The following is a 25,711-nucleotide window of genomic DNA, read 5'->3' on the forward strand; positions in this document are numbered from 1 at the left end:
TTACGGGACCAGTGGGGCCTGCGCCGGTGGATCCTCGACTAACCGGGGCAGAGGCGTGGCCTGTGCCGGTGGATTCGGGGTCGGGATGGGTTAGCGGGGTGACTTGGCGGTCTGCGCGGGCGGGAGGTTCGGGTCCGGCGGGCACTGGGTGTGGTCCGGGTTCGTGCACTCGGCCAGGTTCAGCGTTTCGACATGGGCCTGGTTGCCGGGGCCCGAGGCCATGCCGGTGAAGAGCGGGCTCAGGGGTTCGGTGGCGCCGCAGTCGCGGAACGGGGGGAGGGTGAAACCGCGGAACTTGGGGTCCGGGGAGTTCGGATCGGTGCCGATGGAGCCGACACCCAGGGGCTCGTAGGGGCCGCGGAGGTCGAGGCCGACGGGCTCCGAGGTGACGCAGTCCGGGCCGACGTCGAGGGGCTGGCCGTTCACCTTGGCGTTGCTGAGGCGGGCCATCACGTCGATGTGGCTGGTGAGGATGGAGACGTTGCTCGCGTCCTTGGTGATGGTGCCGTTGATGGGGATCTGCTTGGCGTTGCGGTAATCGACGGGGAGGAACTCGACCGTCGCGGTCACCGGGACGAAGCCGAAGCCCAGGAAGGTGGACTGCTGGGGCTTGAACGACGTCGTGCCCGAGACGGTGCTGTCGATCGGGATCCCCGTGTTCGGGTCGAGGCGGATGGTCCAGATGCCGTTGAGCAGGGCCGTCGGCGTGCTGGTGATGTTCGCGCCCAGGCGCACGACCGTGGATCTGGCGACGATCCGGACCAGGACCAGCGGCGTCACGATCGTCAGCGGCTCGTCGCTCTCGTCCTGGGCGCTGACCCCGCCGGCCATGCCCTGGCCGGGCAGCACCACGAGCGTGCCGAGCGAGGTGGGCTGGTCGGGGGCCAGGGTGCAGGTCACCTGTTTCGCGGGCGGGGTGCCGGTGGGGGAGCTTCCGGTGGGAGGAGTGGTGCCCGTCGTCGGAGGTTCGCCGGTGGCGGGGGTGCTGGGGTTTGTGTCGGACCCGGAGCCGCCGCCCGTGCTGGAGCCGGTTCCGGCGGTGGGGGTTGTGCCGGTGGTCAGTGTGCGGGCGGAACTGGCGGCGTTGGTGGTTCCGGACAGGGAGCCTGCGGAGCCGGTGCTTGCCGAGCCTGCGGCTGCGGAACCTGCTGCGGCTGAGTTGGTGCCGCTGCCTGCCGAGCCGGAGCCGGTGCTTGCGGAGCCGGTGGCGGCTGCGTCGGTGCCGGTGCTTGCCGAGCCGATGGCCGTTGAACCAGTGCCTACTGAGCCTGCGGCGGCTGAGCCGGTGCCGGTGCCGGTGCCTGCGTCGGGGGAGCCGTTGGCAGGGGGGACGTTGCCGGGGGCGCTGCTGGGAGCGCTGGGAGTGCCAGGCGGATTGCCGGACGGGGTGCCCGGAGCGCCGGTTCCGGGGCTGGTGCCGGTGCCCGGTCCGGAACCAGTGCCCGTAGCCGCGGGGGCCGGGGAGAGGGCGAGGGTTGGGGCGGTGACGTCCAGGGTCACGGCGCCCGGGGTGTCCAGTGCCAGGCCGGGGGCCTGGCCGGTGGCGGTGAGGGTGACGTCGCCGGTGGGGGGCACGGCGGCGGGGGCGAAGGTCATCGGGACGGGGATGGTGTCCTTCTTGCCGTCCCGGTGGACCGTGAGGCCGAAGGTGAGGCCGCCCGCCAGGTTGCCGGTCGTCGTCAGGGTCTGGGCGACGGCGTGGGGCAGGGTGAAGGTGGTGGTGAAGTCGTTGATGGACAGCGTCTGACCGGTTTTCACCGACGCCGGCAGGGTCGCGGTCGTGCGCATGGTGAGCGGGACCGGGCCGGCGAGGGGACACGTCATCGCCACGGTCGCGCTCGCCTGGTGGGTGGCCGTCTTGTCCGGGCCCGGCGCGGCGGCCGAGCCGGCCGCCGTCAACACGCCGCCGGCGGCGCTCAGGACGCCCAGGGCCGACAGCACCGCGAGTGACCGGGTCCGCTGCCGGAAACGAAGTGCCACCGCTGCTCCACCGCCCCATTTTCCGGGCGGGCAAACGCATTCACGCTCCGCCGGAGTCGAAGTTACCCGTGGGTTCAGCGGGTGACAAGACCCGGCGCCGACGCCCTGGTGGGGGCCGCTTTTGTTGTCCGATCCTGCGTGCCCGGCGGGGCGTTTTCGTAGCAGGGTGACAAAGAAATCCGCCGCGGTTTACCGGCCTCGGACCGGCTGGAAGCATCGGCGAAAAATGGCCAGGAGAAAAGAGGCTGCTGTGTCTGGTGTCTCCCGTTACCGACGGATCCCGCGCCGCGGCGTCGTTCTCGGCGCCGCGCTGGCCGTGGTCGCGCCACTGTGGACGACCGGGGTCGCCGCCGCGGCGCCCACCGGCGGGGTGTTCGGCTGGGGCGTGGCGATCACGGTGACACTCGCCATCCCGCCGGAGTCGGCCGACGGCGTGACGGCGATGTCGGCCGGCGGCGTCGACGCCCTCGCGCTGCGCAACGGCGGCGTGCTCGCTTGGGGCGACAACAACTTCGGCCAGACGGAGGTGCCCGCGGGGCTCACGTCGGGCGTCGCGCAGGTGGCCTCCGGCTGGGCGCACGAGCTCGCGCTCAAGAACGGCAAGGTCTACGCCTGGGGCAACGACTGGTACGCCCAGACGGACCTGCCCACGTCGGTCGCGAGCGGGGTCACGGCGATCGCGACGTCCAATGTGCACAGTCTCGCGCTGAAGCAGGGCGGGCAGGTGGTGAGCTGGGGTTCGCGCGCCGACGTGCCCGCCGCCGCGGCGTCCGGCGTCAGCGCGATTTCCGCGGGCGGCGACCACAACCTGGTGCTGAAGAACGGCGGCGTCCTCGCCTGGGGCAACAACACCTACGGCCAGACGACGGTGCCGGCGGCCGCGGCGTCCGGCGTCAGCGCGATTTCGGCCGGCTACGACCACAGCCTGGCGCTCAAGAACGGCGGGGTCATCGCCTGGGGACGGGACAACTTCCACCAGGTCGACGTGCCTGCCGAAGCGACGTCCGGCGTGGTCGCGATCGACGCCGGCTGGAACCACAACGTCGCGGTGAAGGCCGACGGCACGATCGTCCTCTGGGGATCCGACATCTCCGGGGAGAGCGATCCCTCGGCGTGCGCCCCGATTTTCGGCGCCTCCGCGGGCGACGGGGCCACGTTCGTGCTCAAACAGGACTTGAACGTCTGCCAGTGACCGCATGCGAAAACGGGGGCGACCGTGGTGGTCGCCCCCGCTTCGTGCCCCGGGAATCAGCTGATGGTGAGGTTCGGGCTGAACGAGGTGTTCTGCGCCGGGGACTGCGCCTTGAGGGTGCAGTTCATGGTCCAGTTGGCCCAGCTGCCGTCCGACGCCTTGTGGAACTGCAGCGCGGCGCTGATCGGCGTGCCGAGCTTGAGCGTCGCCGAGCCGGCGGCGCCCGCGGTGTAGTTCGGGATGCTGGAGGTCGGGATCTGCGAGATGACCACCGTGATCGGGCCGCCGGCCGGGTAGATCGTCTCCGGGATGTCGAGCCCGGTGGCGGCCGGCTGCGAGAGGGTGCCGGCGGTCGCCGTCACGGGAACCGAGGCCGAGCCGCGGATCCCGTCGAGGCCGACGGCGGTGAGCAGCGAGTGGACGGTCGCCGAGACCGTCGCGGTGCCGCCCACGTCGGTCGGCGTGATGGTGGTGCCCGACGGAACGGTGTCCGGCGCGCTGAGGTGCGCGGTGATCGCCACGGGCTGCGCCGGGATGCCCGGGAACGTGCAGGTGTAGGTGATCGCGGGGTTCGGGGTGGTGCCGGCCGAGTAGACGGTCGTGGCCGCCGCCGCCGTGCCGGCGGTGAGCACCGCGATGGCGCCCACGGCGATGCCGGTCAACGCGGCGCTCGTGGACAGCTTCCTGAGTCGGGACATGCCTGTCTCCTTGTTTCGGGTTTCACTTCCGCGGGGCCTACGTTTCGGCGCGGGCACAACGTGCTCACGAAATCCCCCCGGCTCGAGAGTAATCATCGAGCGCAGTAGGCTTTTGTGGATGGCGTCCGGACCATCTGGATCCGGTCGCGAGGCCTAGGTTACCCGCGAGTTCTGCTGGCAACAAGTCTGTCACGTGCGCGTTTTCCGTTGCGGTCGCTGGACCGATTCTCTTGTCATGGTCCGACTAAAAGTCCCGCGGTCTTCGTCGGTTGATGACAAATTCTCATTCGGGGAATGAAAGAAGGGGCGCCGGATGTTTCCGGCGCCCCTTCGGTTCGGTGATCGAAATCAGGAATCCGTCTTGGGTGTCATCGTCAGGGAGATCGTGTTGTTCGGGCCCGAGACCAGTGCGCCGAGTGCGAGGTCGGCGATGAAGCAGTTGGTGAAGTCCGGGATCGTGTAGGTGCCCTTGACTGTGATGGGCTGGGTGATGTCGACGTCGTTGGCGACCAGCGTCAGGTCGAGCGGCTTGCTCGTCTTGCAACTGCTGGGCACGGTCGGTATCGGGATCACCGGCACGACGAAGCCGGCCCAGATGTCGCTGATCTCCATGTTCGCCGTGGCGTGGGTGGTGAGCGTGCCGTTGGCGATCGTGCCGGTGGCGGGCGCGGTCGGGGTCACCGTGACCTTGGCTTTGATGCGGAGCAGGCCCGAGGCCAGCGAAATGTCGGCTTGGGAGGGCGGCAGGCTCAGGTCGGCGCGCAGGCCGACGCTGCCGGTCTGGTCGTCGATGAGCAGGGCGCCGTCGAGGGTGCCGGGGCCGAGCTTCATCGCGCTGCCGGTCTTCTGCACGGTGGTGCTGCCGGCCACGCCGTAGGAGACCGGGATCTCCACCACGTCGGCCGAGGCGGGCACGGCCGCTGCGAGGCTCAGCCCGATCGCTGCCGTCGCGACGAGGGCGCCGGTCCGCGCCTTTCTGGAAATGGACATGAGTGTTCTCCTTAGTGGTTTGACGATCGGTCCCCGGCTGCCCCCGGAAACCCTTTTCAACGCGGTGAGAGGTCGGTGACGACCCAGCTCCCGTCAACGCGTTCGGCCGTGACGGAAAGTTGTGCCGCCGCAGTGCTGGTGGTGCCATTATCCGCCCGAGTGGCGGACTGATCGAGGAATGCGAGCAACTGTGCGTGGTTGCCGTCGAGTTGCTGGACGGAAACCTCCGAAACGCGAGAGGCGAGCACGATCTTTTGCGACGGAGCCATTCGGAGGACGTCCGCGAACAGCTTGTCGTAAGAATCCCGCGCCTTGCCCCGCAGAACGACGGCGGCGGCCTTTTCGGTGACGTCGGTCTTGTCGTAGGAGTAGGAGAAGACCTTGTTGAGCGCCAGGCTGACGGCGGAGGTGACGTCAGCCGTCGCGTTGACGTCGGTGAGGGCCTGGTTCGTCGTCGCGGCGGAGGTCGCGGCGGCGTGGGCTTCGAGGGTGAACCAGGCGCCGGCTGCGGCCAGGACCACGGCCACGGCCGCGAGGGCTGCGGGGAGGCGGTTACGGCGGCGGGGGTGGTGGCCGGGGGGTTCGGGGGTGCTGGGGGTGGGGGTGTGTGAGGGGTCGGTGGGGTGAGGGGGTTGGGTTTCGGAGCTGTTGGAGCTGTTGGAGCTGTTGGAGCTGTTGGAGCTGTTGGAGCTGTTGGAGCTGTTGGAGCTGTTGGCGGTGTCCGCGGTGTTGGGGGTGTCTGTGGTTTCGGCGAGGGCGGTGTCCTCGTGGTGGTCGCTCGCATCGGTGCCGTCGTGGTGGGCGGACGCGTCGGCGGGGCTGGACGGCGAGACGGGGCGTCGAGGGGAGAGGAAGCCCAGTTTGGCGAGGGTTGAGGAGTCGCCGGGAGCCGGAGCCGGAGTGGATGGCTGGCCGGGTGGCGAAGCGGCCGAGCCGCTGGAAGTGAGTGGCTGGTTGGGAGCCGGTGCGGCCGAGTTGCCGGGAGCAGGCGACTGGCCGGGTGGCGAAGTGGCCGAGTCGCCGGGAGTGAGTGGCTGGTTGGGAGCCGGTGCGGCCGAGTCGCCGGGAGCAGGCGACTGGCCGGGCGGGGAAGTGGCCGAGTCGCCGGGAGCCGGTGTAGGGGAGTGGTCGGGGGAATGGCTGCTCATGACGACGTCACCGCCAGCTGGTCGAGGGTGCTGAGCTTCCAGCCGGACGCCGTGCGGGTCAGGGTGGCGGCGTAGCGGTTGCGGCGGGTGGCCGGGGCGGTGCCCTCCTTGGCGACGGTCACCTCGACCGACGCGATCAGCTTCGCGGTGCCCGCGTGGGTGTCCAGTTCGGACAGGCCCGCGTCGAGGACCTTGCCGGTCGCGACGGTGGCGCCGGCGGACAGCGCCTGTTTCGTCTGGGGGGTGGTGCGGGCCAGCTCGTCGTGGAGGGGGCCGGTGGACGCGTCGAGCCAGCGGGACAAGCCGGCGTCCACCTGGTGGTAGTCGAGGGTGTTCAGGGTGGCGACGAGGGTGCGGCCGGTGGCCAGCGCCTCGTCGCGGGTCTCGCCGTAGGTGGCTGAGGTGGAGTGGGACGCCGAGTACCACGAGTAACCCGACCAGCCCGCGAACACCGCGGCCGCCGCGAGGACCACCGCTGCGGCCCAGACCGGCTTCCGGCGTGAAACGGTGGCCCAGGAACGTTTCCGGCCCGTCGCGGGCGGCCGCGCGGCGGAGTCTGCCGAGGCCGGATCGAGGTCCAGCGAGGCAGCTGCCGTTTCACCGGGCGTGGACGTCGTTGCCGTAGCGTGGTCAGCCTCCGTCACCGCATTGAAGACGGCGTCCACGTCGGCGTCCAGTTCCGCGACCGCCGTCAGTTTCCGTTGCGCAGCCACAGCATCTCCTCGAGATCGGTGGACGTGGGCTGGCCCGCGAAGCGCGTCAGGTCGGTCAGGCCGCCGGCGCCGCCCGGGACGGCGACGGGGGGCAGGCCCGGGTGGGGCGCGTTCTGCGAACCCCGCACCGACGTCGCGGAGCCCGCGGGCAGCGTGCACGCCGCCGCGGTGTTGAACGGCAGCGGTGAAGTGTCGGCGCTGCTGCGGACCGGCGTGCTCCCGTACCCGGTGCGGCACGGCGGCGGGTCGAAGAACGTCAGCGCCAGCGAGACTTTCCCGCCGCCCGGAGTGATGGCCGCGGACGTCGCCGCCACCGCTTTCGGCGTGGTGACCAGCAGCTGCTCCAGACCGTCGGTGCGGGCGCTGAACACCTGCGACGTCGTGAGCAGGTTCGCGAGCAGCACCGGCAGGCCGGGGTCGGTGTCCTTCAGCAGGCCCGAAATCTCCGTGGCGGCGGGCGGCGCGGCCGCGATCAGGCGGCGCAGGTCGCCGTCGGAGGACTTCAGCTGGGCGGCGAACAGGTGCGCGTTCCGGCTGAAGTCGCGCCACTCGTCCGAGGAATTGGCCTGCGTGCGCAGCACCGTGGCGCCGTCGTCGATCAAGCGGTGGGTCTGCGGCAGGTTGTCCGCGGCCGACTTCGTGAACGAAGACGCCGTGTCCATCAGCAGCTGCAGGTCCGGGCCGGAGTTCTGCAACGCGTTGTCCAGCTCGTCGACGACCGTGCGCAGGTCGCCGGTCGGCACCGAGGCCGTCAGGTCGTCCAGGTTGGTCAGGAACGTCTGCACCGGCAGCGGCAGCGTGGTCGACTCGCGTGGGATCACCGAGCCCGCCGCCAGGTACGGCCCGTCGCCCGTGCGCGGCTGCAGGTCGACGTACTGCTCGCCGACGGCCGACCGGTTCGCCACCACCGCCTGGGAGTTCACCGGGATCGGCGGCGCCGACGAGTCGAGCAGCAGGTCGGCCTCCATGCCGGTGTCGGTCAGCCGCAGCGGCCCGACGCGCCCGACCGGGACGCCGCGGTAGGTCACCTCGCCGTTGGTGAAGATGCCGCCGCCGTCGGACAGTTCCAGCTTCACCGTGTACGAGCCGACGCCGAACAGCCGGCTGATGCCCGCGTACTTCGCGCCGACGAACGCCGTCGTCACCAGCGCGATCACGACGAACACCAGCACCTGCACCCGCGCCTTCCTCGACAGCATCACTGGCCTCCCGGCAACGGCAGCGTCGGCAGGTTCGGCGGCGTGCCCTCACCCGGCGGCGGCAGCGGCACGCCGGGCGCGGGGATCAGCGACGCGTAGACGTTGAGGTAGTCGCCCTTGATCGCGTCCAGCACCGGGTCGGTGAACGGGAAGGTCGGCAGGATCTCCAGCGCCTTCGGCAGGTTCTGCCCGGCGTCGGCGAGCCGGTGCAGGATCGGCGCGAGCGCGTTCAGGTCCGCGACGAGGTCGTCCCGGCTCCGGTCGACGACGTTCGTGGCCACCGCGGACAGCTGGTTCAGCGAGTTCAGCATGGTGACGAGCTGCGCGCGCTGGTCGGTCAGCGTCTTGAGGCCGGGGGTGAGGTCGGTGAGCGCGTCGGCGATCTGGTTGTCGCGGTTCGCCAGCGACGCGGACAGGTGGTCGAGCCCGTCGAGTGCGGCGGTGATGTCCGCGCGGTGGGCGTCCAGATTGGACATCAGGGTGTCCACTCCGGACAGGAACCCGCGGATCTCGTCCTCGTTGCCGTCCATCACCTTCGACAGCTCCCGGTCGATCGTCTGCAGCTGCCCGATGCCGCCGCCGTTGAGCAGCAGCGAGAGCGCGCCGAAGACCTCCTCGAACTCGGGGTTCCGGTTGGTGCGCGAGACCGGGATGACGGCGCCGTCGCCCAGCTTCCCGGACGCCGCCTGGTCCGGCGGCGCCAGCTCCACGAACTTCTCGCCCAGCAGCGAGGACTGGCGCAGCCGCGCGACCGCGTTCGCGGGCAGCGAGACGCCGCCGTTCACCGTCAGCACGGTCTGCGCGGTCCAGCCGTCGGCGCCGAGGCCGATGGACTGGACGCGGCCGACCGGCACGTCGCCGACCTTCACCGCGGCCTGCGGCACCAGGTCCAGCACGTCGGCGAACTGCACGGTGACCTGGTACGGGTGGTCGCCGAGGTCCGCGCCGCCGGGCAGCGGCAGGTCGTACACCCCGTGGAAGCCGCCGGGCGACGAGCACCCGGCCAGCGCCAGGCACGCCACCGTCACCGCGGTCAGCAGCGGTCGGACCTTCATCGCCCACCTCCGGAGACGACGTCGCCCGAAATCGGCAACGGCAGACCGGAGATGTGCTGACCGGAGACATAGTCGAGCAGGTCGGTCCGGCCCTGCAGCGTGCCGGTGACGGGGTCGATCGCGCCCAGCACGTTGGTCGCGGCCAGTGGCGCGTCGTCGAGCACCTCGGCCAGTGACGCCCGCTGGTCCACCAGCGTCTGCGTGGTGCCGGCCAGCTTGTCCACATTGGACTTGATGGCCGCCCGGTTGTCGTGGATGAAGGCCTGGATGCCGGCGAGCGCGCTGCCGAGCCCGTTCAACGCGCCGGCCAGCTCGCCGCGGTTGGCCGCCAGCGTGTTCGAGATGTCCGCGAGCTGCCGGTTGACGTCGGAGACCTGGCTGTCGTTGGTGGACAGCATGGTGGTGAACTTCTGCAGCTCGTCGACGGTGCCGAACAGGTCGTTCGAATTGCCCGCCAACGTCCGGGCGAGCTGGGCGAAGTCGCGGACGGAGTTGTTGAACGCCGTGCCGTTGCCCTGCAGGTTGGCCGCGCCGGTGCGCAGGAGGTCCGACAGCGCGCCGTCGGAGTTCGCGCCCTTCGGGCCGAGCGCCGTGGCGAGTGTGTTCAGGCTGGCGTAGAGCTGGTCCAGCTCCACCGGTGTGGCCGTGCGGTCCTCGCTGATCACGGCGCCGTCGGGCAGCCGGGGCCCGCCGCGCGCCAGCTTGGCCAGCTGCACGTAGCGGTCGGCGACCACGCTCGGCGCCACCACCAGCGCGGGCGTGTCGGCGGCGACGGCCACGCCAGAGTCGACCGACATGTCGACCCGCACCTGCTCGCCCTGCGGGGTGACCGCGGTGACCTCGCCGATCTTGACGCCGAGCACCCGCACGTCCGATCCGCTGTAGACGCCGACGGCGCGGGAGAAGTACGCGGTGACGTGGTGCCGCCCGGCGCCGGAGAAGACCCACCACAGCACGCCGGTGAGCACCAGCGCGAGGATGACGGCGAATACCAGGAACCTGCTGGTGCGCAGGCCCGCCCGGGTGGTGGTCACTTCGCCCCTCCCTTCGGCGGCGTGCACGGGTCGCGGTTCTCCGGGATCAGGCCGCACAGGTAGCTGTCGACCCACCGGCCGTTGCCCACGGTGTTGTTCACCACGCGGAAGTACGGGCCGGCGAGCTGCAGGCTCTTCGCGAGGTTGTCGTTCTGCCGCTGCAGCAGGTCGGTGACCTGGCCGAGCTGCTTGAGTGCGGGGCCGAGCTGGTCCTTGTTGTCCGCGACCAGCCCGTTGAGCTGCTGGGCGAGCTGCTGGGCGCCCACGAGCAGCTGGTGGATGGCGTCCCGCCGGTTGTTCAGCTCGGTCAGCAGCAGGTTGCCGTCGCCGATGAGCTTTTCGAAGTCGTCGTTGGAGTTCGCCAGCGTGGTGGTCAGCTTCCGCGCGCCCGACAGCAGTTCCGCGATCTCGTTGTCGCGTGAGGACACCGTTTTGGACAGGGCGCTGAGGCCGTCCAGCGCGGTCCGGACGTGCTCGGGCGAGTTCTTGAACGTGTCGCTGATCGTCGCGAAGCTGTCCGCGAGCTGCTTGGTGTCGATGGCGCCCGCGGTGTCGGCGAGCCCGTTGAACGCGTCGGTGACGTCGAAGGGTGTCACGGTGCGCGTGCGCGGGATCGGCTGGTCCGGGTCCTGGACGCCGGCGCCGGTCGGGTTCAGCGCCAGGAACTTGCGGCCCAGCAGGGTCTTGATCTTGATCTGAGCCGAGGTCTGGTCACCGATCCAGGCGTCCTTCACCTGGAAGCTCACCAGCACGTGGTCGTCGGCCAGGTCGACGCTGGACACCTCGCCGACCTTGATGCCGGCCACGCGCACCTCGTCGTCCGCCTGCAGCCCCGCGGCCTCGGTGAACTCGGCCTCGTAGGTGGTGCCGCCGCCGACGATGGGCAGGTTGTCCCAGTTCAGCGTGAGAGTGAGCACGGCCGCCAGCGCGATGCTGCCGGCCACCCCCAGCGTGAGGGGATTGCGCTCGCGGAAGGACTTCACGCGCCACACCTCTCCGCGGTCGCCGGAACGCCGCGTGGTGGCGACGTCTGCAGCGTGGCGCTGCACAGGTAGAAGTTGAGCCACGAGCCGTAGGAGCCGACGCGGCCGAGGCCGGTGAGCTTCGGCGGCAGTTTGTTCAGGAAGTTGTCCACATCGGACTGTCCGGTGTTCAGGTTCTGCGACAGCGTGCCGAGCCCGGTGATGCTGTCCTTCAGCCCCGGGCGGGCCTGCTCGAACAGGCCCGCGGTGGACTGGGACAGGTCGGCGATGCCGCCGATCGCGTCGCCGATCGCGGTGCGGTCGCCGGCCAGGCCGGAGACGAGCTGCTGCAACGTCGAGATGAGCGTCGCGAGCGCGTCCCCCTTGCCGTTGACGGTTTTCAGCACCGAGTTCAGGTTGTCGATCACGCGGCCGATCACCTGGTCGCGGTCGGCCAGCGTGGTGGTCAGCGAGCCGGTGTGCGCCAGCAGGTCCTCGACCGTCCCGCCCTCGCCCTGCAGCACCTGCACGATCTCGCCGGAGAGGTCGTTGACGTCCTTCGGCGAAAGCGCCTGGAACAACGGTTTGAAGCCGTTGAACAGGTCGGTCAGGTCCAGCGCGGGAGTGGTGCGGGACAGCGGGATCTCGCCGCCCGGCGGCAGCGGGCCGGCGCCGGGCTCGCCGCGGTCCAGTGCGATGTAGCGCTGGCCGACCATGTTGCGGTACTTGATCACCGCGCTGACGTTCGAGGGCAGCGTGCGCCCCTGCTCCAGCGAGAAGCCGACGTGCGCGCGGTTGTGGTCGGTGATGTCCAGGCTCTCGACCTGGCCCACCTTGACCCCGGAGATCCGCACGTCGTCTCCGACGTTCAGCGCCGTCGCGTCCAGGAAGGTCGCCCCGTAGACCTGCGAGCTGCCCACGGTGCCGCCGGTGATCGACAGCGCGAGTACCAGCGTGGCGACGGCCGTGACCAGGATGAAGATCAGGCTTTTGACCAGCGGGGCGGCGAGATTCCTCACTTGAGCTTCACCTCCGTGCCGCGGTAGAGCGGGCCGACCAGCACGCTGCCCCAGGCGGGCACCTGCGCGGTGGGCACGCCGATCGACGGCGAGACGAGCGTGGCCAGCAGTTCCTGCTCCTGCGGGGAGTTCGCGACGCCGAGGTCGCCGTCGGTCCCGGGCAGCAGCGGGTGCGCCTGCGTGCCGGGCGCGGCCGCCGCGGTGCCGGTGGTCGGCACGACGCCGCTGGGATAACAGCGGGGGCCGCCGGTGGCGTTGTACACCGGGGCGTCCTGGCCGGGCACGTACTTGCCGCGCGACTGCGTCACTGAGATCTCCGCGTGCAGGCCGGGCTGCTTCGTGCCGGCGCCGAGCACCTTGTTCATGTCGGGCTTCAGGTCGGTCAGCGCCTGGAGCGTGCAGGGGAAGCTGGGGGAGTACTCGGCCGCGATCTCCAGCGGCCGCTTGCTGTCGGCGGACAGCGCGATGATGTTGTTCCCGTTGTGCTGCAGGAACGTCGTGATGTCGCCGGAGGACGCGGTCACCTGCTGGTAGAGCGCGCCGAGGTCGTCGCGCTTCTCGTTGACCGTGCCGAGCGTGACGGCGGAATCGGACAACGCGTCGAGCAGGTCCGGCGCGATGTCGCCGTACAGCTGGGAAACGGTGGCGAGGTCGTGCACGTTCTGGTCCAGCCGGGGCAGGTCGGGGTTGAAATCCTTGAGGTAGTCCGAAGCCTGGGCCAGCGTCTGCCCGAGCTGCTCGCCGCGGCCCTGCAGCGCGGTGGACACCGCCGTCAGCGTGGTGGCGAGCTTCTGCGGCTGCACGGCCTGGAGCAGGGGCAGGAGGTTGTCGAAGACGCGTTCCAGCTCGATGGCGTTGGCCGAGTGGTCCTGCGCGATCACGTCACCCGCCCGCAGCGGCGGCGTCCGGTCCGCGTCCGGGATGGACAGCTGGACGTAGCGCTCGCCGAACAGCGTCTTCGGGACCAGCAGCGCGGAGACGTCGCGGGGGAGCCGGTCCACCTTGTCCGGGTCCAGCGCCAACGAGATCTCGGCGCCGCCGTTCACCGCGCGCACGCCGCGGATCTCGCCGACGACGACCCCGCGCGCCTTCACCTGGCCGCCTTCGTGCAGCTGGTTGCCGACGCGGTCGGCCTTGAGCGTGACCGGCACGGACGTGACGAAGTCCTTGTCGTAGATCTTGATCGTGATCAGCACGAACACGCACATCACGGCCAGGAACAGCACCCCCGCGGTCCGGACGCCCGCCTTGCGCAGCCGCGCGTGCCGGCTCATCCGGCCACCTGGACCGTCGTCGTCGCGCCCCAGATGGCGAGGCTGAGGAAGAAGTCGATCACGCTGATCGCGACGATCGCGGTGCGCACCGCGCGGCCCACCGCCACGCCGACCCCGGCGGGCCCGCCGCTCGCGCGGAAGCCGTAATAACAGTGCGCGAGCACCACCACGACGCTGAACACCAGCACCTTGCCGAACGACCACAGCACGTCGCCGGGCGGCAGGAACAGCAGGAAGTAGTGGTCGTAGGTGCCCGCGGACTGGCCGAACGCCCACACGGTGACCTGCCGGGAGGCGAGGTAGGACGACAGCAGGCCGATCGCGTACAGCGGGATCACGGCGAGGAAGCCGGCGATCACGCGCGTGGTGACCAGGTACGGCACGCTCGGGATGCCCATCACCTCGAGCGCGTCGATCTCCTCGGAGATCCGCATGGCGCCCAGCTGCGCGGTGAAGCCGCAGCCGACCGTGGCCGAAAGCGCGAGCCCGGCCACCAGCGGGGCGATCTCCCGGGTGTTGAAGTAGGCCGAGATGAAGCCCGCGAACGCCGACGTGCCCACCTGGTTCAGCGCGGAGTAACCCTGCAGGCCCACGACCGTCCCGGTCGCGACGGTCATGCCGATCATCACGCCGATCGTGCCGCCGATCACCGCGAGCGCGCCGCTGCCGAAGCTCACCTCGGCCAGCAGCCGCACGACCTCGCGCAGGTAGCGGCGCACCGTGCGCGGCACCCAGCCGAGCGCGCGCAGGAAGAACAGGATCTGGTCGCCGAGCGTGTCGAGGAAGCCGAAGCGGCGGTCGACGGCTTCGAGCACCCGCGCGCCCCGGGGCGGGGTCTTGGTGGCCATCGGCTCAGCTCCCCTTGGGCGGTACGAGTTGCAGGTAGACCGTGGTCAGCACCAGGTTCAGCACGAACAGCAGCAGGAACGTGATCACCACGGACTGGTTCACCGCGTCGCCGACGCCCTTCGGGCCGCCGCGCGGGTTGAGGCCGCGATAGGAGGCGACGACCGCCGCGACGAAGCCGAAGATCAGCGCCTTGATCTCGCTGATCCACAGGTCCGGCAGCTGGGCCAGCGCGGAGAAGCTCGCCAGGTACGCGCCCGGGGTGCCGCCCTGCATGATGACGTTGAAGAAGTAGCCGCCCAGCACGCCGACCACGCTGACCATGCCGTTGAGGAACACCGACACGCCCATCGCGGCGAGCACGCGCGGCACGATCAGGCGCTGGATCGGCGAGACGCCGAGCACCTCCATCGCGTCGATCTCCTCGCGGATGGTGCGCGAGCCCAGGTCGGCGCACATCGCGCTGCCGCCGGCGCCCGCGATCAGCAGCGCGGTGACGATGGGGCTGGCCTGCTGGATGATCGCGAGCACGCTGGCCGCGCCGGTGAACGACTGCGCGCCGATCTGCGTGGTCAGCGAGCCGATGTGGAGCGCGATCACGGCGCCGAACGGGATCGAGACCAGTGCCGTCGGCAGGATCGAGACGCTGGCGATGAACCAGAACTGCTGCACCAGCTCCCGGAACTGGAACGGGCGGCGGAAGGTCAGCCGGACCACGTCGAGGGCCAGCGCGTAGAGCCGTCCGGTCTGCCGGACCGCGGCGGCACCCGGGAACTGTGTCGCCATCCGAGCCTCCCAGCATTCTCCGGGCGCGGTGAATCAACCCGCGAGAGGCCTTTCCGACTGGTCCGAATGGCGGACTCGCGTGCCGGGCAAATGCTTTCCGGGTGTTACCGTGCGGTTTCGTTACTGGTCGGTACGCTAACCACGGCCCCGCTCGGAGACAAGAACTTGTCGCTGGTTACGGGGTCACGGCCTGGTAACCGCGAAATTCTTGTGCATTTATGACAAAGGTGGCTGATCTTGTTGTCAGAGGTGGAAAAGAAAAATCCCGGTCCTGGGTGGACCGGGATTCTTTTACCACGGGTCAATTCTTGAGGTCGGCCAGGATCTCGTAGGAACGGACGCGGTCAGCGTGGCCGTGGATCATGGTCGTGACCATCAGCTCGTCCGCACCGGTGTCGGCGAGCAACTGCTCGAGTCCCTTGCGGACGGTCTCGGGCGAGCCGGTGATGCCGGAGCCGAAGCGCTCGGCGAGGAACGCGCGGTCCATCTCCGTGTACGGGTACTCGGCGGCTTCCTCGGGCGTCGGCAGCGCGATGGGACGGCCGCGGCGCAGGCTGAGGAAGGTCATCCCGCTCGGCCCGGCGAGGAACTGCGCGCGCTCGTCGGTCTCGGCCGCGACCACGGAGACGCCGAGCATCACGTACGGCTCGGCGAGCACGTCGGACGGCCGGAAGTTCTCACGGTAGAGCTGCACCGCGGGCAGCGTGTTCTCGGCGGCGAAGTGGTGCGCGAAGGAGAACGGCAGGCCGAGGCGCCCGGCCAGCTGCGCGCTGAAGCCGGACGAGCCGAGCAGCCACATCGACGGCTTGTTGCCCTCGGCGGTCACGGCGTTGACGCCGCGAGCCGCGTCGTGCTCGAAGTAGTCGCTCAGCTCCAGCAGTTGCTCGGGGAAGTTCTCGGCGGACAGGCCGCCGGGCCCGCGCAGGGCGAGCGCCGTGCGCTGGTCGGTGCCCGGCGCGCGGCCGATGCCCAGGTCGATCCGGCCGGGGTGGAACGCCTCCAGCGTGCCGAACTGCTCGGCCACCACGAGCGGCGCGTGGTTCGGCAGCATGATGCCGCCGGAGCCGACGCGGATGGTCTCGGTGGCGTCGGCCACGTGCCCGATCATGACCACGGTGGCCGAGCTGGCGATGCCCGGCATGTTGTGGTGCTCGGCGAGCCAGTAGCGGTGGAAGCCCAGCCGCTCGGCGTGGCGGGCGAGGTCGAGGGTGTTACGCAGCGCTTCGCCGACCCCCCTCCCTTCCGAGACGGGGGAGAGGTCGAGCACGGACAGCGGCACGTCAGGCAGAGAACTCACGTCTGGCGTAACGCGCGAGGGGGCTGTTCCCTTCCCGAGGCAACCTCCGTTTTTCGCCGGGCGGCTGCGGCGCGCGTCACCTCTCTTGCGCCCCAATGTGGCGTTCGGTGCGTTGGACGCACCGAACGCCACATTGGGTGCGCTGGACGCAACCAACGCCACATTGGGGCGCTTCGCACGTGACGGGAGGGGGACGGGCGGTAGGCGATCAGGCCGACGGCAGCCAGTCCGGGTCCGAGGCCAGCACGATGAGCTGCTGGGTGGCCCGGGTGAGGGCCACGTACAGCACCCGGCGGCCGGTGGTGGACTCCGTGACCAGCTCCATCGGCTCGACCAGGACCACGGCGTCGTACTCCAGGCCCTTGGAGTCCAGGCTGCCGACGACCTTCAGGCGTTCGTCCGCGGTGGCGGCGAACCAGGACGTGACCTCCGGGACGCGGTCCATCGCCGTGATCACGCCCACGGTGCCCTCGACGGAGCCGAGCAGCTCCTTCACCGCGCCCTGCGTCGCGGCCTCCATGCCGGTGCGCTCGACCGGGCGGACCTCCGGCGTGATGCCCGTGGTCCGCACCGCGCGCGGCAGCTCGTCGGCCTCCGCGTGGCCGATGACGACCTTCGCGGCCAGGTCGAAGATCTCCGCGGAGTTCCGGTAATTGGTGCGCAGCGTGTAGCGGCGCCGGGCCGTCTTGGGGCCGAACGCCTGGTCGCGCGCGGCCGCGGCCTCGCCCGGGTCCGGCCACGAACTCTGCACCGGGTCGCCCACCACGGTCCAGCTCGCGTACTTGCCGCGGCGGCCGACCATGCGCCACTGCATCGGCGACAGGTCCTGGGACTCGTCGACGACCACGTGCGAGTACTCGTCGTAGTGCTCCGGACGGTGTGTCGCGCCGCTCCCGCCGCGGCGTTCGGGCTCCGCTTCGAGCACGGTCTGGCGTCGGCGGCGCTTCGGCTCCGGGCCGATCAGCACGCGCAGCTCGTCGAGCAGCGCGACGTCGGCCACCGACCAGCCGTGCGAGCGGTCCGCGAAATCCGCCGCCAGCATGGTGATCTCGCCGCGGTTCAGCACGCCCTTGGCCGCCGCCGCGAGCCGCTTCTCGTCGCCCAGCCACTTCAGGATCTGCGCCGGGTACAGCACCGGCCACCAGACGACCAGGAAGCGGTGGAACTCGATGCGCTCGCCGAGGTCCGTGATCAGCTCGGCGCGATCGAACGGCCGGCCGTCTTCCTTCGCGTACCCCTCGGCCTTCGTGGCCAGCGCGTCCAGCAGCAGCTCCGCGACGCGTACGCGCGAGCGGTTCGGCGGCGCGCCCTGCGTGTGGGCCTTCTTCCGCACCTTCTCCAGCTCGCGGTCCGTCAGCTTCAGCACTTCGCCGCGGTAGACGATCCGCAGCTCGGCCGGCGCCTCCGGCGGGGCGTCGCGCAACGCGCGCAGCAGCACCCGCCGCATCCGCAGCGAGCCCTTCACCGCGGCCAGCGGCGAGCTGTCCTGGCGGGTCGCCTCGAGCCCGTCGAGCACCTCGCCGAGCGCGCGCAGCTCCACGTTCGTCTCGCCCATCGACGGCAATACGCGCGAGATGTAGGAGGTGAACACCCCGGACGGCCCGATCACGAGCACGCCGGCGCCGCCCAGCTGACGGCGGTGGCGGTAGAGCAGGTACGCCGCGCGGTGCAGCGCCACGGCCGTCTTGCCGGTGCCCGGCCCGCCGGTGATCTCGGTGACCCCGCGCCAGGGTGCGCGGATCACCTCGTCCTGCTCCTTCTGGATGGTGGCGACGATGTCGCGCATCTTCTCGCCGCGCGAGCGGCCCAGCGCGGCCATCAGCGCGCCCTCGCCGACGATCTGCATGTCCTCGGGCACGGCGTCGGCGATCAGCACGTCGTCGTCCACGTCCAGCACGTTCGGCCCGGAGCAGCGGATCACGCGGCGGCGCACCACGTCCATCGGCTCCTCGGCGGTCGCCTGGTAGAACGCCGCGGCCGCGGGGGCGCGCCAGTCGGTGACGAGGTTGTCGAACTCGGCGTCGCGGATGCCGAGGCGGCCGACGTAGATCAGCTCGCCGTCGCGGTGGTCGAGCCGGCCGAAGACCAGGCCCTCGTACTCCGCGTCGAGCGTCTGCAGCGTCTGGTTCGCGTGGTGGACCATCATGTCGCGCTCGAAGAGCATCGACGCCTGTTCGAAGATCGCCTCGCGCTGGGCGCCCTGCCCGATTTCGTAGCCCTTGGTGCGCATCGCCTCGGCTTGGGCTTTCAGCGCCGCGAGCTGGGTGTACACCCGGTCCACGTGCGCCTGCTCCACGGCGATCTCAGCCCGCCTGACCCCGGGTTCGGACACGCATCGCTCCTTGAAGACTCTCGATCGCCCCATCAGGGCGAAGAACGACTCTACGCGTTGCGCGCGCGTGGTTCAGCATGTCCTGCCCAACACCGCGGCCCAGGCCTCGGCGAAGATGGGGGAGTGACGAGGATCGTGGCCGGGAAGGCGGGCGGACGGCGGCTGAAGGTGCCGCCCAAGGGCACCCGCCCGACGTCCGAGCGGGTGCGGGAAGCCCTGTTCAACGCCCTCGACGTGGCCGGCGAGCTGGACGGCGCGCGGGTCCTCGACCTCTACGCCGGCTCCGGCGCGCTCGGCCTCGAAGCCCTCTCCCGCGGCGCCGCCGACGCGTGGTTCGTGGAAGCCGACCGCCGGGCCGCCGACGTGCTCCGCGGGAACGTCGCCGACGTGGGCCTCGGCGGCACCGTGCGCGCCGCGCCGGTCGAGGCCGTGGTGGCCGCTCCGGCGCCTGCGCGGTTCGACCTGGTGCTGGCCGACCCGCCGTACGCCGTGGACGCCGCCGCGCTCGGCCGGGTGCTGGCCGCGCTCGGCGACGGCGGCTGGCTCGGCGACGGCGCGCTGGTGGTGGTCGAGCGGGCCGCTCGTGACGGCGCGCCCGACTGGCCCGCCGGTTTCACGCCGACGCGCGACAAGCGCTACGGCGACACCGCGCTGTACTGGGCGGAGTTCGGCGCGCGATCAGGGGTGTGACGCAGTAGTCATGTGCCGCGCAGTCACGTGCTGCGCGCGCGGCCGCTGGGCTTGGTAGCGTCCGCCGCATGCGGCGTGCGGTCTGTCCCGGCTCCTACGATCCGGCCACCAACGGACACCTCGACATCATCGAGCGGGCCTCCCTCCTCTTCGACGAGGTCGTCGTCGCGGTGGGGGTGAACAAGAGCAAGAAGGGCCTGTTCGAGGTCGAGGAGCGCATGGAGATGCTGCGCCTGATCACCGCGAAGCTGCCCAACGTGCGCATCGACTCGTGGCAGGGCCTGCTCGTGGACTACTGCCGCGAGAACGACATCGCGGCCGTCGCCAAGGGCCTGCGCTCGGTCAGCGACTTCGACTACGAGCTGCAGATGGCGCAGATGAACCGCGAGCTCACCGGGCTCGAGACGCTGCTGATGGCCAACAACCCGGCGTACGGCTTCGTCTCCAGCTCGCTGGTGAAGGAGGTCGCGGCGCTCGGCGGCGACATCGAGAGCCTCGTCCCGCCCGTGGTGTTCGAGCGGCTCAACCAGGTCTTCCCGAAACAGGCCTGAGCCCCGGGGGTTCGCGCGGAACGCCGAGCTCGACGCCGGGTTTGTGCGGAACGCCGTTAAGGCCCCCTTCGCCGCGTCCGACGCGGCGAAGGGGGCCTTAACGGCATCCTCGGCGGCAACTTGAGCGGGCGCATTCGCCCGATCGGGCGGCGACCATCGTCGGGACTTCGGCCGTTCCCCGCGACTGTTCACTTGGCGGTATCCTGTCGACCATTCGATCGGGTTACGGTCCGAAAATGACCAACCATCGTTCCCGCTTAGCTGGTGTCCTTTTCGCACTGCTGGTCGGTTTCCTGGGGTTCGCGACGGCCGCGCAGGCCGCTCCCGCAGCTCCGGCCGGCCCGGCTGCGTCCGCCTCGCCCGCTTCGGTCCTGCAGAACTCCTGCGGCGACCTCTCGGGCTTCTCGCACAAGGCGCTGTCCTCGCTGCCCGCCGAGGCGACGACCACGTACAACCTGATCCAGAAGGGCGGCCCGTACCCGTACCCGAAGAACGACGGCGTCGTCTTCGACAACCGTGAGGGCATCCTCCCGTCCTGCGCGACGTCGTACTACCACGAGTACACGGTGCCGACGCCCGGCGCGAGCAACCGCGGCACCCGCCGGATCATCACCGGCCAGGGCGGCGAGTACTTCTACACCGGTGACCACTACGCGACGTTCAGCGTGATCGACGTCGACGGCGGCGGGGGCGGCACCACCGCCTGCGGTGACCTCTCGAAGCTGGCCAAGGTCGGCTACTCCACCCTGTCGGCGGCCGCGAAGAAGGTCGTGGACACCGTCAAGGGCGGCGCGTCCACCGGCACCACCTACGAGAACCGCGAGGGCGTCCTCCCGGCCTGCGACTCGGGCTACTACCAGCTGTTCCCGGTGGGCACGGACGACCGCGTGATCACCGGCAAGGCCGGCGAGCTGGTCTACACCCCCGACCACTACAGCACCTTCAAGGCCATCGACCTCAACTCCTGAGGCGGCGTGCCCAGTGCCGCCCCGCCCGCTGGGTGGGGCGGCACTCTCGTTTCAAAAGGGACACGCCCAGCTCGGCGCGCGTTCACCGGTTCAGGGGCCACAGCGGGCAGACTGGACCGCAGCGAACGGGGAATTCTGCTTGAGGGAGTGGCCGTGTACCGGGTTTTCGAGGCACTCGACGAGCTCGTCACGATCGTCGAAGAGGCACGTGGAGTGCCCATGACGTCCAGCTGCGTGGTGCCCCGTGGCGATGTCCTCGAGCTGCTCGACGACGTCCGCGACGCCCTGCCGGGCGAGGTCGACGACGCCCAGGACGTGCTCGACAAGCGCGACGACGTGCTGCACGCGGCCCGCAAGGAGGCCGGTGAGACCGTCTCCGGGGCCAACGAGGAAGCCGAGCGGACGCTGTCCGACGCGACCTCGGAGGCCGAGCGCATCCTGGCCGACGCCCGCGACCGCGCCGAGCAGATGATGGCCGACGCGCACAACGAGGCCGAGCGCATGGTCGCCGGCGGGCAGGCGGAGTACCAGAACCTCACCGACCGCTCGCGCGCCGAGTCCGAGCGGATGATCCAGGCCGGCCGCGACGCCTACGACCGCGCCATCGAAGACGGCCGCGCCGAGCAGGTCCGGCTCGTCTCCCAGACCGAGGTGGTCCAGGCCGCGCACGCCGAGTCCGCCCGCATCGTGGATGAGGCGCACGCCGAGGCCGACCGCCAGCGCGGCGAGTGCGACGTCTACGTGGACGGCAAGCTGGCGGAGTTCTCCGAGCTGCTGGCGACCACCCTGCGGACCGTCGACTCGGGCCGCAACCACCTGCGCTCCCCGGCGAACCTCGGCGGCAACGGCGGCCGCCCGACGCTGTACGACTACCAGGTCTGACCCACAGCACCGCTAGGCCATGTGCCCTGAAGGCCACCTTGAGGGACGCATATGCCCTCAAGGTGGCCTTCAGGGCGTGTGGCAGGGAGAGTGGGCCCAAGCCACGGCGAGGGGCCTGGGTGCGGCCAGCTCTAAAGGGCTGGCGGGCCTTGCGTACCCTGGTCACTGATGTCTGAGAACCCTGTTAACCCAGCCCGGCCTGCGCAGCTCGACGACCGCAGCCCCTGGGTGATCGACACCCGTGAGCTGGGCCGGCGCGCCGGCCTGAGCCGTGAGGTGCGTCGCACCGTCCCGGTCGAGGTCGCGCTCGGCGTGCCCGACGTGATTTCCATCGACGCGGGCTCCGCCGTCGAGCTGGACCTGCTGCTCGAGTCCGTCGTCGAGGGCGTACTGGTCAGCGGCACGGCGTCGGCCACCGCGAAGGGCGCGTGCGCGCGCTGCCTCGACCCGGTGACCGAGGAGGTCGAGGTCGACATCACCGAGCTGTTCGCCTACCCGGGCTCGGCGACCGAGGAGACCACCGACGAGGACGAGATTCCCCGCCTGGTGGACGACCGGATCGACCTCGAGCCGACGGTCCGTGACGCCGTGGTGCTGGCGCTCCCGCTCGCGCCGCTGTGCGAGGAGGACTGCGCCGGACTGTGTACCGAATGCGGAGTCAAGTGGGCCGATCTCGAGCCCGGACACGGGCATGAGAAGATAGATCCTCGGTGGGCCGCGCTCGTCGATCGTTTCGACGAGAACGCGGGCGAAAAGCCTGCGCACGGCTCCGGAGAGCAAGCCTGACGAGCGTCCAGCTCGATCCGGGAGAAGAAAGTTCGCTCGCGAGGCGCGAGCAGACCGTTTTAAGGAGATCTACTCGTGGCCGTCCCGAAGCGGAAGATGTCGCGATCCAACACGCGCTCCCGCCGCAGCCAGTGGAAGGCGGCTCCGGTTCAGCTGGTGCCCTGCTCCAACCGCGCCTGCCGCCAGCCCAAGCTCCAGCACATCGCGTGCCCGGCGTGCGGCCAGCACAACGGCCGCCAGGTCGTCGAGCCCGCCTGATCGGGCAGCCGGCCATGGGGGGCAAGTCAGCTGGTGGCGCACCGGCGGATCCCGCATCCTTACTCGACGCGCTCGGGGTCGTTCTCGACCCCGAGCTGCTTCGACTGTCCTTGACCCACCGCTCGTACGCGTACGAGAACGGTGGCCTGCCGCCGAACGAGCGGCTGGAGTTCCTGGGCGACGCGGTGCTGGGGCTGGTCGTCACCGACCACCTCTACACCACTCACCCCGATCTGCCCGAGGGCCAGCTCGCGAAGCTGCGGGCCAGCGTGGTCAACATGCACGCGCTGGCCGGTGTGTCCCGCGCGCTCGGTGAAGGCGGGCTCGGCGCCCACCTGCTGCTGGGCAAGGGCGAGGAACAGACCGGTGGCCGGGACAAGGCGAGCATCCTCGCCGACGGTCTCGAGGCCGTGATCGGCGCGGTGTATCTGGCGCACGGGATCGAGATCGCCCGCAAGCTGGTGCACCACCTGTTCGACGGCCTGCTCGCCGAGGCCCCGCTGCGTGGCGCCGGTCTCGACTGGAAGACCAGCCTGCAGGAGCTCACGGCGTCGGCCGGTCTCGGCGTGCCCGAGTACCGCGTCGAGGACACCGGTCCGGATCACCGCAAGGAGTTCACGGCCACGGTGCTCATCGGCGGCCGTCCGCTGGGCCACGGCTCCGGCACCACGAAGAAGGAAGCCGAGCAGAAGGCCGCCGAGACGGCCTGGCGCGCGCTTTCCGAAGAGCTGGGCACCGAAGACGGCAAGGACCAGCCCAAGACCGACGGCTGACCCCGCCGGTGATTTCCGCCGAGCCTGATGTCGCTCCCGTTCCGGGAAGTAACATCAGGCTCTCGGCGTTTCCGGGGTTGGTCAGACCACCCGCAGCTGGCCGCCGTCCACGATCAGCTCGCTGCCGGTGACGTAACTGGCGCGGTCCGAGGCGACGAAGACCACCACCTCGGCGATCTCCTCCGGCTCGCCCAGGCGGCCCAGCGGGATGCCGCCGATGGTCTCGACGAAGGCGCTCCTCGCCGTCTCGTAGTCGATGCCCAGCTTCTTGGCCATGCCCTCGAGCCCGGACTCGACGAGTGGCGTCCGGGTCAGGCCGGGGGACACGCGGTTGACCCGCACGCCCTTGCCCGCGATCGCCGAAGCCAGGGTTTTGCTGTACGTCGAGAGCGCCGCCTTCGACGCCGCGTAGTCCGCGCCGACGGGCTGGGGGAACCGGTCCACTGTGGACGTCACGTGCACCACCACCCCGGAACCGCGCTCGATCATGCCCGGCACCAGCTCGCGGTCCAGCCGGACGGCGCTGAGCAGGTTCGTCTCCAGCGTCGCGGTCCAGTCCTCGTCGCTCACCGACAGCGGGCCGCCGAGGTGGGCCTTGCTCGTGCCGACGTTGTCGACCAGCACGTCGACGCCGCCGAGCAGCCGTTCCGCCTCCCGCGCCAGGCGGACCAGGGCCTCGGGGTCGCGGGAGTCGGCCGCGACGAACTGGACTCCCTCGGGCAGTTCGGCCTCGGTGCGCGCGCTGGCCACGACGGTCGCGCCCGCCTGGGAGAACCGGCGCACCACCGCGAGGCCGATCCCTCGTGTCCCGCCCGTCACCAGCACCCGCTTGCCGCGCAGCCCGCTTTCCTCAGCCATGCCGGTGACCTTAGTGACGCCGCCCGGTCCGGAACTGTCGTACCCGGCGGGCAGAATGGAACCATGCCCGAACTACCCGAGGTGGAGGTCGTCCGCGCCGGCCTCCAAGCCCACGTCGCCGGCCGCACCGTGAGCAAGGTCGAAGTCCTGCACCCGCGCGCCATCCGGCGGCACGTGCTGGGGGCCGAGGACTTCACCGGCCGGCTCGCCGGGGTGCGGATCGACGCTGCCCGCCGTCGCGGGAAATACCTGTGGCTGGAGCTTTCCGGCGGCGAGGCGGTGCTCGCGCACCTCGGCATGAGCGGCCAGATGCTGGTGCAGCCCGAGGGCGCGCCGGACGAGAAGCACCTGCGCGTGCGCGTCCGGTTCGCCGACGACGGGCCGGAGCTGAGGTTCGTCGACCAGCGCACGTTCGGCGGCCTGGCGCTCGACGAGCTGGTGACGTCCGACGGCGAGCGGCTGCCCGGCACCATCGCGCACATCGCGCGTGACCCGATGGACCCGAGGTTCGACGCGGAGGCGGCCGCCCGGGCGCTGCGCTCGCGGCGCACGGAGGTCAAGCGCGCGCTGCTGGACCAGACCCTGGTGTCCGGCGTCGGCAACATCTACGCCGATGAGGCGCTGTGGCGCTCGAAGCTGCACTGGGCCCGGCCGGCCGAGAAGCTCACCGCCGCGCAGGGCCGCACGCTGGTCGCGGCGGCCACCGAGGTGATGGACTCCTCGCTGCAGGCCGGTGGCACGTCGTTCGATGCGTTGTACGTCAACGTGAACGGGCAATCGGGCTACTTCGCGCGCTCCCTCGACGCGTACGGCCAGGAAGGGCTGCCGTGTAGCCGTTGCGGGACGGCGATCCGGCGGGAGCCGTTCATGAACCGGTCGTCCTACTCCTGCCCGCGCTGCCAGCCGCGGCCACGCAGCTCGCGTTGATGCATCCCTGAATGGCATCAACTAGGATGAAAAGCAGCTGAAGGGGGCGTTGCATGGTGGCCACGGAGTCCGGCAAGACTTCACTTTCCGGCAAGATCGACCAGCTGTTCCACGTGGTGCGCCGGCCCGACCGTGAGCAGTACAGCCACGAGGAGGTCGCCCGCGCCTGCCGCGAGGCGACGGGGGAGAGCTTCTCCACCACGTACCTCTGGCAGCTGCGCACGGGGCGTCGCGACAACCCCACGAAGCGTCATCTCGAGGCTCTCGCTCAGTTCTTCGGTGTTCCTCCGGCATACTTCTTCGACGACGAGCAGAGTGTGAAGATCGCCGAGGAGCTGGCCCTCCTGGGCGCGCTGCGCGACGCCGGGGTCCGTGACGTGGCCCTGCGCGCGGTCACCCTCTCGTCCGATGGGCTCGACACGATCAGCGACATGATCGACGCGATCGCGCGGAGGGAGGCCGGCCGCGGCGGTGCGCAGAAGGAGGGCTGAGC

The 25,711-nt window shown here is 70.5% G+C and carries 26 protein-coding genes; 10 read left to right on the forward strand and 16 right to left on the reverse strand.

Annotation, left to right across the window (positions count from 1 at the left end; translation table 11 throughout):
• Positions 1 to 90: 90 nt before the first annotated feature.
• A complete protein-coding gene (locus OG943_RS46565; RefSeq protein WP_328607262.1) occupies positions 91 to 1,980 on the reverse strand; it encodes a DUF6801 domain-containing protein in 1,890 nt (629 codons plus the stop codon).
• Between the two features lie 370 nt (positions 1,981 to 2,350).
• Between OG943_RS46565 and OG943_RS46570 the strand changes: the two genes are divergently transcribed.
• Entirely contained in the window at positions 2,351 to 3,172 is an 822-nt protein-coding gene (locus tag OG943_RS46570; RefSeq protein ID WP_442874852.1) for an RCC1 domain-containing protein, read from the forward strand.
• Between the two features lie 56 nt (positions 3,173 to 3,228).
• Here the strand turns inward: OG943_RS46570 and OG943_RS46575 are convergent, their stop codons facing one another.
• The 14 genes from OG943_RS46575 to OG943_RS46640 all read right to left on the reverse strand — a co-directional run bounded on the left by OG943_RS46575 (position 3,229) and on the right by OG943_RS46640 (position 18,525).
• On the reverse strand, positions 3,229 to 3,870 hold the full coding sequence (locus OG943_RS46575; protein WP_328607263.1) for a DUF6801 domain-containing protein: 642 nt from the start codon (positions 3,868 to 3,870) through the stop codon (positions 3,229 to 3,231).
• Between the two features lie 348 nt (positions 3,871 to 4,218).
• Positions 4,219 to 4,860: a hypothetical protein gene (locus OG943_RS46580; RefSeq protein ID WP_328607264.1), complete on the reverse strand. Its 642-nt coding sequence runs from the start codon at positions 4,858 to 4,860 to the stop codon at positions 4,219 to 4,221.
• A gap of 56 nt (positions 4,861 to 4,916) precedes the next feature.
• Positions 4,917 to 5,387, reverse strand: coding sequence for a hypothetical protein (locus OG943_RS46585; protein ID WP_328607265.1), 471 nt, complete (start codon positions 5,385 to 5,387; stop codon positions 4,917 to 4,919).
• Between the two features lie 617 nt (positions 5,388 to 6,004).
• The gene (locus OG943_RS46590) at positions 6,005 to 6,721 is read right to left on the reverse strand and encodes a hypothetical protein (RefSeq protein ID WP_328607266.1); all 717 of its coding nucleotides are present in this window, start codon (positions 6,719 to 6,721) and stop codon (positions 6,005 to 6,007) included.
• A complete protein-coding gene (locus tag OG943_RS46595; RefSeq protein ID WP_328607267.1) occupies positions 6,700 to 7,920 on the reverse strand; it encodes an MlaD family protein in 1,221 nt (406 codons plus the stop codon). The genes OG943_RS46590 and OG943_RS46595 overlap by 22 nt, the downstream gene beginning before the upstream one ends.
• Entirely contained in the window at positions 7,920 to 8,975 is a 1,056-nt protein-coding gene (locus OG943_RS46600) for an MCE family protein (protein ID WP_328607268.1), read from the reverse strand. Before OG943_RS46600 ends, OG943_RS46595 begins: the two co-directional genes overlap by 1 nt.
• A complete protein-coding gene (locus OG943_RS46605) occupies positions 8,972 to 10,009 on the reverse strand; it encodes an MCE family protein (RefSeq protein ID WP_328607269.1) in 1,038 nt (345 codons plus the stop codon). The genes OG943_RS46600 and OG943_RS46605 overlap by 4 nt, the downstream gene beginning before the upstream one ends.
• Positions 10,006 to 10,992 (reverse strand): MCE family protein, encoded by a 987-nt coding sequence (locus tag OG943_RS46610; protein ID WP_328607270.1) that lies wholly within the window; start codon positions 10,990 to 10,992, stop codon positions 10,006 to 10,008. The genes OG943_RS46605 and OG943_RS46610 overlap by 4 nt, the downstream gene beginning before the upstream one ends.
• On the reverse strand, positions 10,989 to 11,990 hold the full coding sequence (locus tag OG943_RS46615) for an MlaD family protein (RefSeq protein ID WP_328607271.1): 1,002 nt from the start codon (positions 11,988 to 11,990) through the stop codon (positions 10,989 to 10,991). The genes OG943_RS46610 and OG943_RS46615 overlap by 4 nt, the downstream gene beginning before the upstream one ends.
• Positions 11,987 to 13,264 (reverse strand): MCE family protein, encoded by a 1,278-nt coding sequence (locus OG943_RS46620; protein ID WP_328607272.1) that lies wholly within the window; start codon positions 13,262 to 13,264, stop codon positions 11,987 to 11,989. The genes OG943_RS46615 and OG943_RS46620 overlap by 4 nt, the downstream gene beginning before the upstream one ends.
• Positions 13,261 to 14,112, reverse strand: a complete 852-nt coding sequence (locus OG943_RS46625) for an MlaE family ABC transporter permease (protein ID WP_328607273.1) — start codon at positions 14,110 to 14,112, stop codon at positions 13,261 to 13,263. Before OG943_RS46625 ends, OG943_RS46620 begins: the two co-directional genes overlap by 4 nt.
• Positions 14,113 to 14,116: 4 nt before the next feature.
• Entirely contained in the window at positions 14,117 to 14,896 is a 780-nt protein-coding gene (locus tag OG943_RS46630) for an MlaE family ABC transporter permease (RefSeq protein ID WP_328607274.1), read from the reverse strand.
• Between the two features lie 301 nt (positions 14,897 to 15,197).
• Positions 15,198 to 16,193: an LLM class flavin-dependent oxidoreductase gene (locus OG943_RS46635; protein ID WP_328607275.1), complete on the reverse strand. Its 996-nt coding sequence runs from the start codon at positions 16,191 to 16,193 to the stop codon at positions 15,198 to 15,200.
• A gap of 208 nt (positions 16,194 to 16,401) precedes the next feature.
• Positions 16,402 to 18,525, reverse strand: a complete 2,124-nt coding sequence (locus OG943_RS46640) for a HelD family protein (protein ID WP_328607276.1) — start codon at positions 18,523 to 18,525, stop codon at positions 16,402 to 16,404.
• Positions 18,526 to 18,648: 123 nt separating this feature from the next.
• On the opposite strand from OG943_RS46640, the gene rsmD reads away from it, so the two are divergent.
• The 7 genes from rsmD to rnc all read left to right on the forward strand — a co-directional run bounded on the left by rsmD (position 18,649) and on the right by rnc (position 23,433).
• Complete coding sequence (rsmD, locus tag OG943_RS46645) at positions 18,649 to 19,215, forward strand: 16S rRNA (guanine(966)-N(2))-methyltransferase RsmD (protein ID WP_328607277.1); 567 nt, start codon at positions 18,649 to 18,651, stop codon at positions 19,213 to 19,215.
• Positions 19,216 to 19,283: 68 nt separating this feature from the next.
• Positions 19,284 to 19,766: a pantetheine-phosphate adenylyltransferase gene (gene coaD, locus OG943_RS46650; RefSeq protein WP_328607278.1), complete on the forward strand. Its 483-nt coding sequence runs from the start codon at positions 19,284 to 19,286 to the stop codon at positions 19,764 to 19,766.
• Positions 19,767 to 20,002: 236 nt separating this feature from the next.
• The gene (locus OG943_RS46655) at positions 20,003 to 20,734 is read left to right on the forward strand and encodes a ribonuclease domain-containing protein (RefSeq protein WP_328607279.1); all 732 of its coding nucleotides are present in this window, start codon (positions 20,003 to 20,005) and stop codon (positions 20,732 to 20,734) included.
• 153 nt (positions 20,735 to 20,887) lie between these two features.
• A complete protein-coding gene (locus OG943_RS46660; protein WP_328607280.1) occupies positions 20,888 to 21,616 on the forward strand; it encodes a DivIVA domain-containing protein in 729 nt (242 codons plus the stop codon).
• Between the two features lie 168 nt (positions 21,617 to 21,784).
• The gene (locus tag OG943_RS46665; protein ID WP_328607281.1) at positions 21,785 to 22,402 is read left to right on the forward strand and encodes a YceD family protein; all 618 of its coding nucleotides are present in this window, start codon (positions 21,785 to 21,787) and stop codon (positions 22,400 to 22,402) included.
• A 75-nt stretch (positions 22,403 to 22,477) separates the two neighbouring features.
• Positions 22,478 to 22,660, forward strand: a complete 183-nt coding sequence (gene rpmF, locus OG943_RS46670) for a 50S ribosomal protein L32 (protein ID WP_020661787.1) — start codon at positions 22,478 to 22,480, stop codon at positions 22,658 to 22,660.
• A 14-nt stretch (positions 22,661 to 22,674) separates the two neighbouring features.
• Positions 22,675 to 23,433 carry a ribonuclease III gene (rnc, locus tag OG943_RS46675; protein ID WP_328607282.1) on the forward strand — a complete coding sequence of 253 codons (759 nt, stop codon included), beginning with the start codon at positions 22,675 to 22,677 and terminating at the stop codon, positions 23,431 to 23,433.
• Positions 23,434 to 23,514: 81 nt separating this feature from the next.
• On the opposite strand, the gene OG943_RS46680 is transcribed toward rnc, so the two are convergent.
• Positions 23,515 to 24,291 (reverse strand): SDR family oxidoreductase, encoded by a 777-nt coding sequence (locus tag OG943_RS46680; protein ID WP_328607283.1) that lies wholly within the window; start codon positions 24,289 to 24,291, stop codon positions 23,515 to 23,517.
• 63 nt (positions 24,292 to 24,354) lie between these two features.
• On the opposite strand from OG943_RS46680, the gene mutM reads away from it, so the two are divergent.
• Together mutM and OG943_RS46690 are read left to right on the forward strand one after the other, a co-directional pair.
• Positions 24,355 to 25,218, forward strand: a complete 864-nt coding sequence (mutM, locus tag OG943_RS46685) for a bifunctional DNA-formamidopyrimidine glycosylase/DNA-(apurinic or apyrimidinic site) lyase (RefSeq protein WP_328607284.1) — start codon at positions 24,355 to 24,357, stop codon at positions 25,216 to 25,218.
• A 53-nt stretch (positions 25,219 to 25,271) separates the two neighbouring features.
• Positions 25,272 to 25,709 carry a helix-turn-helix domain-containing protein gene (locus OG943_RS46690; protein ID WP_177231612.1) on the forward strand — a complete coding sequence of 146 codons (438 nt, stop codon included), beginning with the start codon at positions 25,272 to 25,274 and terminating at the stop codon, positions 25,707 to 25,709.
• Positions 25,710 to 25,711 lie beyond the last annotated feature (2 nt).

Origin of the sequence: Amycolatopsis sp. NBC_00345 (assembly GCF_036116635.1) — a bacterium.
Classification (GTDB): Bacteria; Actinomycetota; Actinomycetes; order Mycobacteriales; family Pseudonocardiaceae; genus Amycolatopsis.

Excerpts from the sequence above, each read along its gene's own strand:
- OG943_RS46575 (WP_328607263.1), bottom strand. The coding sequence starts at position 3,870 with ATGTCCCGACTCAGGAAGCTGTCCACGAGCGCCGCGTTGACCGGCATC.
- OG943_RS46580 (WP_328607264.1), bottom strand. The coding sequence starts at position 4,860 with ATGTCCATTTCCAGAAAGGCGCGGACCGGCGCCCTCGTCGCGACGGCA.
- OG943_RS46595 (WP_328607267.1), bottom strand. The coding sequence starts at position 7,920 with ATGCTGTCGAGGAAGGCGCGGGTGCAGGTGCTGGTGTTCGTCGTGATC.
- OG943_RS46600 (WP_328607268.1), bottom strand. The coding sequence starts at position 8,975 with ATGAAGGTCCGACCGCTGCTGACCGCGGTGACGGTGGCGTGCCTGGCG.
- OG943_RS46620 (WP_328607272.1), bottom strand. The coding sequence starts at position 13,264 with ATGAGCCGGCACGCGCGGCTGCGCAAGGCGGGCGTCCGGACCGCGGGG.
- OG943_RS46625 (WP_328607273.1), bottom strand. The coding sequence starts at position 14,112 with ATGGCCACCAAGACCCCGCCCCGGGGCGCGCGGGTGCTCGAAGCCGTC.
- OG943_RS46630 (WP_328607274.1), bottom strand. The coding sequence starts at position 14,896 with ATGGCGACACAGTTCCCGGGTGCCGCCGCGGTCCGGCAGACCGGACGG.
- coaD (WP_328607278.1), top strand. The coding sequence starts at position 19,284 with ATGCGGCGTGCGGTCTGTCCCGGCTCCTACGATCCGGCCACCAACGGA.
- OG943_RS46655 (WP_328607279.1), top strand. The coding sequence starts at position 20,003 with ATGACCAACCATCGTTCCCGCTTAGCTGGTGTCCTTTTCGCACTGCTG.
- OG943_RS46665 (WP_328607281.1), top strand. The coding sequence starts at position 21,785 with ATGTCTGAGAACCCTGTTAACCCAGCCCGGCCTGCGCAGCTCGACGAC.
- rnc (WP_328607282.1), top strand. The coding sequence starts at position 22,675 with ATGGGGGGCAAGTCAGCTGGTGGCGCACCGGCGGATCCCGCATCCTTA.
- OG943_RS46680 (WP_328607283.1), bottom strand. The coding sequence starts at position 24,291 with ATGGCTGAGGAAAGCGGGCTGCGCGGCAAGCGGGTGCTGGTGACGGGC.
- mutM (WP_328607284.1), top strand. The coding sequence starts at position 24,355 with ATGCCCGAACTACCCGAGGTGGAGGTCGTCCGCGCCGGCCTCCAAGCC.
- OG943_RS46690 (WP_177231612.1), top strand. The coding sequence starts at position 25,272 with ATGGTGGCCACGGAGTCCGGCAAGACTTCACTTTCCGGCAAGATCGAC.